The sequence below is a fragment of the Sphingomonas sp. genome, from assembly GCF_023266535.1.
In the GTDB taxonomy this organism is placed as follows: Bacteria; Pseudomonadota; Alphaproteobacteria; order Sphingomonadales; family Sphingomonadaceae; genus Sphingomicrobium.
In genome coordinates, this window is record NZ_JAHFPY010000089.1 from 1 (window position 1) to 9,918 (window position 9,918).

Consider the following 9,918-nt stretch of genomic DNA (forward strand, 5'->3'; position numbering starts at 1 on the left):
TTGAGCAGCGCGAAGCCGAACAGCAGCGTCAGCAGCTCGCGCTGGGTCGGGTCGGCGGTCCAGCCCATGATCCGCGTCCACCAGATCTCCAGCTGGTGCGGCCAGGCGGCGAAGAAGGCCAGGACCAGAAACAGGACCAGGATGGCGTAGTGAAGGCCGACATCGTGGTAGGAGTCAGATTGATCGGCGGCGATGGCGATGATCTCGCCGTCGCTCCTGGCTTCGGCCGCGGCAATCGCGGCGCTGACCTTTGCGTGATCCTCGTTAGACAGTCTCAGCATCACCATCCCCCCGAGGCGCCGCCGCCGCCGAATGAGCCGCCGCCGCCGGAGAAGCCACCGAAGGTACCGCCACCTCCGCCGCCGAAGCCACCTCCGCCGCCCCAGCCGCCGCCGCTTCCCCAGCTGCCGCCACCGCCCCAGCCGCCTCGCGACCCGCGGCTGAGCTCATTGAGACCCCACAGGATGACCCAGGGGCTGATGCCCTCCCGGCGCCGATAGCGGCGGCCGCCGGTGCGTCTGGCGATCGAGCCGATGACGATGAAAAAGATGACGACGATGAAGATAACCGGAAACGGATTGACGCTCTGATCGCCGCGGCGCTTCTCGGCCGCTCCGACCTCCTGGGCCCGCTTGGCGGCTTCGGCCGGGGGCAGCTCCATGATGTTGATGATCTGGTCGGCGCCGGCAGTGATGCCGCCGCCAAAATCGCCCTGCTTGAAGCGGGGCACGATTTGTTCGCGAATGATGACACTCGACACCGCGTCGGTCAGGAAAACGCGCGCCCCATAGCCGGTTTCGATCCTGACCTTATGTTCGTTGGGGGCGACAAGAAGGATGACGGCATCGTCCTTGTCCTTACTCCCCAGTCCGTAATGGCGGCCGAGCTGATAGCCATAATCCTCGATCGGGCGACTTTCGAGGCTCCTAACGGTAACGACAATGAACGAGCGGCCGGTTGCCGCGTACAGCGCGTTTGCCTTGCTGCCGATATCGGCTGCCTGTTCGGGACGAAGCAAGCCAGCCTCGTCGATCACCGGCGTCCCATTAGGCTTGGGAAAGGTCTGGGCAAAGGCGGGCGCAACCAACGCAAAAAACATTGCCAACAAACCCAAAGCCCAGATCGTCATTCCCGCGGATGCGGGAATCCCGCTTTTCTGCCGGGAAGGCAGCGGGACCCCCGCTTTCGCGGGAGTGACGAGAGAGTGGTTCATTCGTTGGTGCCTAGCTGGCGTTGAAGTCGACCTTGGGCGCTTCCTGTGCACCCGCTGCCGCTTCGAACGGTACCTTGGGCTTGGCGCCGTAGAAAATCTTGGCGCCGATCGCGTCGGGGAAGGTGCGGATGCGAGTGTTATAGCTTTGCACCGCCTCATTATAGTCGCGGCGCGCCACCAGGATCGAATTCTCGGTGCCTTCGATCTGGCTCTGCAGTGTCAGGAAATTCTGGTTGGACTTGAGCTCCGGATAGGCTTCCTGCAGCCGCTGCAGCGGGATGATGGCCTGGGTCAGCCGGCTCTGGGCATCATTGAAGGCGCGCACTTTGGCTGGATCGTCCAGATCCCCGGCGCTCAGCGTGACCTTGCCTGCATCAGCCCGTGCCTGCGTCACGGCGATCAGCACGCTGCTCTCCTGCTTGGCATAGCCCTTCACCGTTTCGACCAGATTGGGAATGAGGTCGGACCGGCGCTGATACTCGCTCTGCAGATTGCCCCACTTGGCGTTGACATTCTCTTCGGCGGTCGGGACCGAGTTGAGCCCGCAGCCGGCCAGGCTGAGCGCGGCCAGCGGAGCAAGCAGTTTCAGTCGGCGAAGTAGATTCATCGTTCCACACCCCTTCATTGCGTGGCCGGAAAAGTAGAGGGCCGCGCGCAAATTACAATGCGCTGTTTTACGCAAACAACACACATTGGCCCGGATCGCTTTCATTTCGGCCCGTGCGCGCTAGTCTGCCTCGACCCGACGCAAACAGAGGGGAACGTCATGCTTTCCGAATTCAAGGCCTTTATCGCCAAAGGGAATGTGCTCGACCTCGCGGTTGCCGTGATCATCGGCGCCGCGTTCGGAACCATCGCAACCAGCCTGACCGGTGACGTCATCATGCCGATCGTCGGCGCGCTGTTCGGCGGCCTGGACTTCAGCAGCCACTTCATCGTGCTCGGAACCATCCCCGATACCTTTGCCGGCAATGCTGCCAGCTATGCCGACCTTAAGGCCGCCGGGATTCCGGTACTCGGCTGGGGCCAGTTCCTGACCGTGGTGATCAATTTCATCATCCTGGCCTTCATCATCTTCATGCTGGTGCGAACCGCCAACAAGTCGGTGAAGAGGGGTGAGGATGCGCCGGCCGGCCCGAGCGAGGTCGACCTGCTTACAGAGATCAGGGACGAGCTCCGCAAGAAGTAGAAGCTTCTAAAGCCTGACCAACGTCTCCGGGATTTTCGTCGATCCCGGGCCGACGTCCCAATGAACCTGGCGGCCGGCCGTCGTCGCGGTCGGACCGTCCTCGCTGTTGTTGGTCAAAATCTCGCCGTCGGTAGTGACGGTGAAGCGTCCTTCGGCGCGCGACACCGGGCCGCCTTCGCCCTTGTCGGGCAAGCCCATCATCTTGGCGCGGGCGCTGAACGGGCCTGACCCGCCAGTCAGCGCGGGGGCCGAGACCATCACAGACCCGTCAGCGCGGCGACGGAGCGTGATGAACGGGATCATCAAATCGGTGTCGGGCATCAGCGGGAAGGCATAGTCCTGGGTTAGCCGCCCTTCGACATGATAGTCGACGTTGTATACGCCCTTGCCCACGTAAGTGACCGACCGCCAGCCCTGGTATTTCATCAAATTGGCGGCGAAGCGGCGGCTGGAAGCATCGTCGGAACCGGGCAAGCCGAACAGCTTGGCCATTTCCTCATTTTCCTTGCGCTTGGCTGCGATGCGGTCGGCCTGATCCTTGTCGAAATCAGCCTTGGCCTTTCCCAGTTCCACCTTAGTGCAAGGGCGCGCGTCTTCGTCCGGCTCCGCTGAATCGTCCGTCATTGCCGATGTTTCGACATGGCCGTCCTTGAAACATTTCAGTTTCTTGTCCGACCAGGGTTCGGCCGCCGCGCCCTTCTCTTCCGGCATTTGCAGGACGATTTCGCCCTTATAGTCGAGCACGAACGTGCCGGCCTTGTTGAGCGCCAGGTTTGACGTGAATTTGCCCGGTCCCCACAGGCAGCCGGTCAGCACCAGCGGGGCCACCGCCACCGCGACCATTTTCCCCCAGTTCCGCATGCCTGACCCCCTTTGGCTGAGGCCTACTTGGGCCTGCCCGAAAACCCTGCTTCCTTGCGCAGCGCATCGCCGTCGAGGACGTAGCCGTCCATCACGACCTGATCGACGTGACGAAGGTTGCCGACATTGGCCTCGACGTCGCCGTCGACCAATAGCAGGTCCGCCTCTTTGCCGACAGCGATCGATCCGGTCCGCTTGTCCGCCTTGACGTTGCGGGCAGCGTCGATGGTGGCCGTGGCCAGCGCTTCGCCCGGGGTCATGCCGCCCTGGACATAGAGTTCAAGCTCGCGGACCAGCTCCATGCCCTGGCCATCGGTACCGGCGACGATCGGTACGCCCGCCTTGCGCATGACCGCGACATATTCGGTCATATGCTTGAAGCTGGCCTGCGTCTCTTCCCGCGTGGTTCCTTCCGGCAGCGGAATCGGCCCCGACTTGAAGCCGCGCTCGGTCGCCGGCGGCAGCGTTCCGACATAGGCGGTATAGGCCGGCGAGACCTTGCCCGCCTCGGACGTCAGCACGCCTTCGACCACGACCAGCGTCGGATCGACTGCGATATGCTTCTCGGCCAGCGTTTTGATGACGGTCTTGGTCGGCTCGGCATTAAAGTCGACGTCCTTGAAATATTTGCCCGGGCCGGTCATCCGCAGCGTCGTGTTGGACTTGGCGACAACGTCATCCGGCATTGCCTGCATCGTCGCGAAGTAGATGTGGGTGATCTCGTCATAGCCGGCATTGACCGCGTCCAGCGTCCGCATACCTGCCGGTATATGACCGTGCACATGCAGCCCGAGCTCATGGGCGAGCTTGGCGGCCGGAGGGATCCATGCTGGATCCATTGACGTATAGAATTTCACGGCGGTGAGGTTAGCAGCCTTGATCTTCCGCACCGCGGCGAGCGTTTCCTCAAGGCTCGAGACGGCAAGGCTGCCCTGCGCCGCCAGCGGCCCCTTTCGATCGACGATGACCGAATCGAATTGCTCGGGGCCGACCAGCTGGCCCTTGGCCCGGCGGTCGCGCTGCGACACGGCCAGCTCAATGCTTCCGCCGGGGTTGCGCGCGGAGGTTACGCCCAGCGCCACTTCGCTCAGCGCATTGAAATCGTCTGACACGTGCATGTGGCTGTCCCACAGGCCCGGGACGAGGGTCTTTCCGGCGCCGTCGATGACCCGCGCGCCGGCGGGGAGCTTGGGCCGCGCCGTGCCGACGCTGATGATCTTGCCGCCCGACACGACCACGTTTTGGCCGGCGACGAACCGCTCCTTATCGGCATCGTAAATCTTGACGTTGCGGAACAGCACGGGCCGGTGTGAACCCGGCGTCAGCAGGCGCTTGGCAATCGCCGGTGTCAGCTCGGCAATCGCAGCCTCCTGGGCGGCGATCATCGGCTTCAAATTGGCTTCATAGCCTTCCGGCACCATCCCCAGTGCACCGACATAACCGAACAGCCGCCCATCGCCGAACAGCCAGACCGGCGCCGGAGACTGTCCGGTCCCCTTGAGGAAATATAGCTTGACCGTCTGGTTGCCTTTGGGCCCCGTCGCGCTGAACGTCGTGCCCGACGGCTCGAGCGTACCATGACCGGATGGAAGCAGGTCCGCCCCTTTCGGGCCGGCCTTGAGGTACAATGGGATCAGCGCATCGCCCGACAGGAAGGTCCCGCCAAAGGTATTGTAGACCGCTGCCCCAGCGGGCGCTTGTCCTTCATCGACCGAGGTTGTCCAGCGGCCGGTCCCCTGGTCGATGCTGTAGGTCTCGGCTGAATCGCCGCTTGGCGTGACGCCGCGGACCGTGAAGCCAACCGGCCGGCCGCTGGCGTCGAACGTCACCACCTCATCCTGCTCGAACACCAGTCCGCGAAGCAGGATGGATTCGCGATAGGCGATGCTCCCGTCCGGAAGCGCCCAGCGCCATTCGTCGCCGTGCTTGCCGGCTTCGGAAACGACCACGAAATGCTCGGCAGTCGCCGGCGGGACGAGCAGCTGCTCCTTCGGCACTGGTGCGGCGGATAGAGCGGCAGGCGAAACGGCAAGGCAAAGCGCGATCAACGCACGGCGAACGGTCATCTGGGCGACTCCCCCGATATTGAAGGGGCGCACCCTGCGAGCAGCGGTTCCACTGCGCAAGCTGCCGTTCGACAAATGGATAAAGGGCGGTGGGGAGGTTCTGTTGCCCGGCCCTCCCCGAGCCGCTGGAATCCCCTTCTGTTGCCCGGTGGGGTCCAACCGCGCTTTAGCTTTGTAACTTTAGACCGTTAGGCCCTCAGTTACGCGGCAAGAGCGAGTGCCTCGTTATCGTTAGCACTTGTGTGAACGAGCCGTTGCGGTGGTCTCATACCGATCGGCAACCAGGCCTTTATTGCACTCGTCGATCCTGTTTCGCCCCCATCAGCAAACCCCGCATAGGCAGGGGCTGGTGGTGGAGGCGCCGGGGTACTGCCCCCCGGGTCCGAAATGCCTATTCCACCCGATATTCTACCGACATAGCCGGTTGCCCAGCCTGCCCAAGATAGGTGTTGGGCCCTTGCGATGCAACCAATTGACAAAATCGGACAGGTTTCGGAACCGTCGTGAACGTGGTTGCGTTGGAACCGGTCACGTGAGGCTGGCAAGTATGCATCACGCTGGAAAAAGGGGATTTTTAATGAAGAAGCTTTCGTTCGCCGTGGTCGGCGCCGCCGCGCTTGCCCTTGCCGCCTGTGGCGGCAAGCAGGAGAATTCGGCCGAGAATGTCAACGAAAACCTGGCCTCGGAAAACCTTGAAGCAGCAGCCAATGAGGCAGCGACCGCCAACGAGACCGATGCGCTGGCCAACCAGGAAGACGCCCTCAATGCAGAGGCTTCCCAGACGCCGGCCGACGATGCGGATGCCAGCGCGGCCAACGTCAACGCGATGTAATCAGCTTTCCCTCCCTTACCGGGGGGCGGATTGGAAGGGCCGGTGGCGAATGGCTGCCGGCCCTTTTCTATGCGCACCGGGCTGCTACGTGAGGCGTATGAGCGACGAAGCCATTCCTGCCGCCACGCTGATCGTATGGCGCGATACCGCCGGCGGCCCCGAGATACTGGTCGTCGAACGCTCGGCCAAAATGGCTTTTGCCGCGGGCGCGATCGTTTTTCCCGGCGGGCGGATCGATGCTGCGGATCGCGAGCTGGCCAGTTCGCTTGGCTATCCGGACGAGGCGGCCAGGATATCCGCTATCCGCGAGACGATTGAAGAGACGGCGGTTGTACCGGCGGTACGGGAAGCGATCGACGCTCCAACCGGCCTGAATTTGCAGCAGGCGCTGATCGGGGGCGCGGATTTCGGCTCGCTGTTGATGGATCACCAGCTTTCGCTCGACCTCGATGCCTTGACTCCGTTCACCCGCTGGATGCCGGCATTCAAACATGCGCGGAAGTTCGACACGCTCTTCTACCTGGTCCGCGCCGCCTCGGGCGACTGGCAGCCGCATCCGCAGCCAGGCGAATGCGAGGCGGCCGAATGGGCCGGCCCGGTGGAATTGCTGGCGCGCATCGAGCGCGGCGAGGCCAGCGCCATCTTCCCGACCAAGCGCAATCTCGAGCGGCTTGCCCAGCATCGCGATCTGGCCGCGGCGCTGGGCGACGCGCGGAGTCACTCGCTCGAGACGATTATTCCGTGGATCGAGGAAATCGGCGGCGAGCCCCATGTCCGCATCCCCGAAGGGCGCGGCTATCCGGTGATATCGGAGCCGCTGGCGACCGCCTTCAGAGCCTGATTCTGCGACTCACCCCAAAAGAATGAGGCCCCGGCGATGCCGGGGCCCCTCCTCATTCGCTCGCCGCGGCTAGAGGCGGCCAGCGAACTAGCTAAGATGCCTCGACAGGTGCTTGTTCATTTCGAACATGGTGCACTTGTCGACGCCAAAGACTTTGCGGAGCTTGTCGTCAGCAAGAATTTCCCGCTTGTTATTCGGGTTTTGCAGGTTGTTCTTGCGAATATGATCCCAAACCTTCGACACGACCTCGCTACGCGGCAGCGGGTTCGACCCGACGATCGCTGCGAGATCCGCCGACGGCTTCACCGGGCGGGCAAGTCCGCCCCCAGCTTTACGACCAGTCCCTTTTGCCATTTGGCCCTCCTGTTGTTCTGGCGCGAAATAGAGCGCGATTCCCCTCTGTACGCAAGGGGTGACACCAATGAATTGTGGTTAATTTGACAGTTATTTGAACGGAACGACGCGATTGGCCGCGTCATGGCCGATATCGGCCCGTCCGGCGAAGGGGATTCCCGACCTCGAACACCAGTCCCGGACGATGGATTCGGCATCGCTGCCGAACACCGGGTCATTGTCCGGGATCTCGCTCATCCGGCCCATCCGGAGCGACGATATACGACGGATTGCCGGGCTGCCGGTCAGGTGGAACATCGCCCGGTCGATGCGATATTCATGCTCGGCGACATCCTCGATCAGAAGCTCGGCGCCGGTGAAATCCGGTTCGATCGGCGTGCCCAACAAGTTGGACAGTACGGTCAGGTTGAACGCCATCGCGCGCTGGCCGCTCTTCACTCCCGGCTCGAGCGCGGATGGGTCCCGCCTTGTCAGCCAGTCCAGCGCGCGATGGATCGCAGCGTCGCCGCCGGAACGGACAACATCCTGGACCATCGGCCCATGCGCCACGTTGAGGCCGGCCTTGTCGAATGCCGCCAACAGAAAGCCGGAGTCTGAATAGCCGAGAAAGGTCTTTGCCCTGGCGGTGGCCGGCAGGTTGGCGGCAGCCGCCACGGCAATGCGGTTGGAGCCGTAGCCACCGCGCGCGAACCAAATTGCGTCAACGCTGTCGTCCGCCATCACCTCGCGCAATGCCTCGAGGCGAGCCGCATCCGGTCCGGCAAAATGACCATCGGACAGGAAGCATTGCGGGTGGATCAGCAGCTCGGCATCGCCGCGCGCGGCCGCAATCGCAGTGAGCGCCTCGGCAGCCTCGGGCTTCAACGTGCAGCTCGGCGCAACGACGGCAATTCGCATTTGGCGAATAGAGCAGCTTTCTCCACGCTTGGGGAGATCAGTAAGCCAATCTTAGCTGTTTGCAGCGATCCAGTGGCGCATGAAAGCATTCCGCCACATGGCGTACCTACCGCTTGCCCTGTTCCTTCTCGGTGCGGCCCCGGCAGTTGAAACCGCCACAAATCCTCACCCTGCGCTGGAGGACTTGGTGATTCCTTCAAACAGTCCTGTGAAATTCCGTGAGTGGCATGAATATGGCTTCGCGCAGTTCGACGGCCGGTTCGTTCTGACGGGCGAGTTCGCGCTGAACATGACGGATAATTGCGAAGGGGCAGGCGAAGACTGCCTCGCACTGGACATCAAACCGGACCTGGCGATTGCATCCCGTCTCCCCCATTGGAAGGATGACGCGGGAGAAATTTGGATCGGCATTACCGGGGAAAAGCAGCTCGTTCAGACGATCGCTTCACCGCGCCAGCGTGCGGCGCTTGTAGCGGGCAAGATTCCGCATGTGACGGGCCGAGTTAGTATTGTCGTCGACGATTTTTCGGCCGGGGGCGACTGTGACTCGCATTGGTACACAGCTCGCTTCGTGAAGCTCGCGCAACCGCCAAAGCTTGCTCTCACAGATGCTTCGGGCGCCGTCGGCTGCTGGGCCTAGCCATTCCACCTGCCCTACAATAGGGCGGTCGCGATGAGTCAATCTAGCTTCTTCTTCTGCGGAATCGGCGGTAGCGGGATGCTTCCGCTCGCCGCCATTGTTCGCGCCGGCGGAGCGCGTGTCTCCGGCTCCGATCGTTCGCTCGACGCCGGGCGGCTGGCCAACAAGTTCGACTATCTGAAGTCGCTGGGCATTGGGTTGGCCCCGCAGGACGGCTCCGGGCTGGACAAGGGCATGACGCTCATCACCTCGGCTGCCGTCGAAGACACGATCCCCGATGTCGTGCGCGCCCGCGAGCTGGGATTGGAGCATCTGACCCGCCCGCAGCTGCTTGCGAGGCTGCTCAACGCCGCGCACAAGAGTGTCGCGGTTGGCGGCACCAGCGGCAAGTCGACGGTCACCGGCATGATCGGCTGGATCCTCCACGCCCTGCATCGCCAGCCGACGGTGATGAATGGTGCGGTGATGAAGAATTTCGTCTCGCCCAGCGCGCCTTTCTCATCCGCCCTGGTCGGTGACCCGGAACTGTTTGTCAGCGAAGTCGACGAGAGCGACGGCTCGATTGCGCTCTATCACCCGAGCGTGGCGGTGCTGACCAACGTCAGCCTCGACCATATGACAATGGACGAGCTGCGCGCCTTGTTCGCCGGTTTCCTCGCCTGCTCGGAGAAGGCGGTACTCAATCTCGACGACCCGGAAACGCGCGCGCTGGCCGAGGCAATGCCGGCGGACAGGCTGATCAGCTATGGCTTCGACAGCCCGGCAGCGACCCTGATCGGACGCAATCTGGAGCTGCTGCCCGACGGCGTCCGCTACACCGTGGAGTTCGGCACGGAGCAGCAGGATGTCGAATTGCACGTTCCCGGCCGCCACAATGCGATGAATGCCCTGGCAGCGCTGGGCGCGGTCCAGGCCCTTGGCATTCCCATGGCGGACGCGGCGCCGGCGCTGGCGCGCTTCGCCGGTCTCAAGCGCCGGCTCGAGACGGTCGGCACCGCGGGCGGCGTCACGGTGATCGACGATTT

General features: G+C 63.1%; 11 protein-coding genes, 1 other RNA gene and 1 pseudogene. 5 read left to right on the top strand and 8 right to left on the bottom strand.

The genetic code is table 11. The features are described from left to right. The 3 genes and pseudogenes from Q0C64_RS12085 to Q0C64_RS12095 form a co-directional block, all read right to left on the bottom strand. Positions 1-281: pseudogene (locus Q0C64_RS12085) on the bottom strand (hypothetical protein); the annotation flags it as partial. After that, positions 281-1,099 carry a TPM domain-containing protein gene (locus Q0C64_RS12090; RefSeq protein ID WP_294124092.1) on the bottom strand — a complete coding sequence of 273 codons (819 nt, stop codon included), beginning with the start codon at positions 1,097-1,099 and terminating at the stop codon, positions 281-283. The pseudogene Q0C64_RS12085 and the gene Q0C64_RS12090, both read right to left, overlap by 1 nt. A gap of 124 nt (positions 1,100-1,223) precedes the next feature. Beyond that, the gene (locus tag Q0C64_RS12095; protein ID WP_294124093.1) at positions 1,224-1,820 is read right to left on the bottom strand and encodes a LemA family protein; all 597 of its coding nucleotides are present in this window, start codon (positions 1,818-1,820) and stop codon (positions 1,224-1,226) included. A 159-nt stretch (positions 1,821-1,979) separates the two neighbouring features. Here Q0C64_RS12095 and mscL point away from each other — a divergent pair, with 159 nt between their 5' ends. Further along, a complete protein-coding gene (gene mscL / locus Q0C64_RS12100; protein WP_294124094.1) occupies positions 1,980-2,402 on the top strand; it encodes a large conductance mechanosensitive channel protein MscL in 423 nt (140 codons plus the stop codon). Between the two features lie 6 nt (positions 2,403-2,408). On the opposite strand, the gene Q0C64_RS12105 is transcribed toward mscL, so the two are convergent. The 3 genes from Q0C64_RS12105 to ssrA all read right to left on the bottom strand — a co-directional run bounded on the left by Q0C64_RS12105 (position 2,409) and on the right by ssrA (position 5,801). Next, positions 2,409-3,263, bottom strand: a complete 855-nt coding sequence (locus Q0C64_RS12105; RefSeq protein WP_294124095.1) for a hypothetical protein — start codon at positions 3,261-3,263, stop codon at positions 2,409-2,411. Between the two features lie 23 nt (positions 3,264-3,286). Next, positions 3,287-5,260, bottom strand: coding sequence for an amidohydrolase family protein (locus tag Q0C64_RS12110; protein ID WP_294124096.1), 1,974 nt, complete (start codon positions 5,258-5,260; stop codon positions 3,287-3,289). Between the two features lie 157 nt (positions 5,261-5,417). Then, positions 5,418-5,801, bottom strand: a transfer-messenger RNA (tmRNA) gene (gene ssrA, locus Q0C64_RS12115). A 105-nt stretch (positions 5,802-5,906) separates the two neighbouring features. Here ssrA and Q0C64_RS12120 point away from each other — a divergent pair. Continuing rightward, positions 5,907-6,161 (top strand): hypothetical protein, encoded by a 255-nt coding sequence (locus Q0C64_RS12120; RefSeq protein ID WP_294124097.1) that lies wholly within the window; start codon positions 5,907-5,909, stop codon positions 6,159-6,161. A gap of 97 nt (positions 6,162-6,258) precedes the next feature. Continuing rightward, positions 6,259-7,002: an NUDIX domain-containing protein gene (locus Q0C64_RS12125; protein ID WP_294124098.1), complete on the top strand. Its 744-nt coding sequence runs from the start codon at positions 6,259-6,261 to the stop codon at positions 7,000-7,002. An 87-nt stretch (positions 7,003-7,089) separates the two neighbouring features. On the opposite strand, the gene Q0C64_RS12130 is transcribed toward Q0C64_RS12125, so the two are convergent. Beyond that, positions 7,090-7,356, bottom strand: coding sequence for an SWIB/MDM2 domain-containing protein (locus Q0C64_RS12130; protein ID WP_294124099.1), 267 nt, complete (start codon positions 7,354-7,356; stop codon positions 7,090-7,092). A gap of 90 nt (positions 7,357-7,446) precedes the next feature. Continuing rightward, complete coding sequence (locus tag Q0C64_RS12135; protein WP_294124100.1) at positions 7,447-8,253, bottom strand: LD-carboxypeptidase; 807 nt, start codon at positions 8,251-8,253, stop codon at positions 7,447-7,449. Positions 8,254-8,332: 79 nt separating this feature from the next. On the opposite strand from Q0C64_RS12135, the gene Q0C64_RS12140 reads away from it, so the two are divergent. Together Q0C64_RS12140 and Q0C64_RS12145 are read left to right on the top strand one after the other, a co-directional pair. Continuing rightward, positions 8,333-8,893 (top strand): hypothetical protein, encoded by a 561-nt coding sequence (locus Q0C64_RS12140; protein WP_294124101.1) that lies wholly within the window; start codon positions 8,333-8,335, stop codon positions 8,891-8,893. 33 nt (positions 8,894-8,926) lie between these two features. After that, a partial coding sequence (locus Q0C64_RS12145) for a Mur ligase family protein (protein WP_294124102.1) occupies positions 8,927-9,918 on the top strand: 992 nt, incomplete at its 3' end.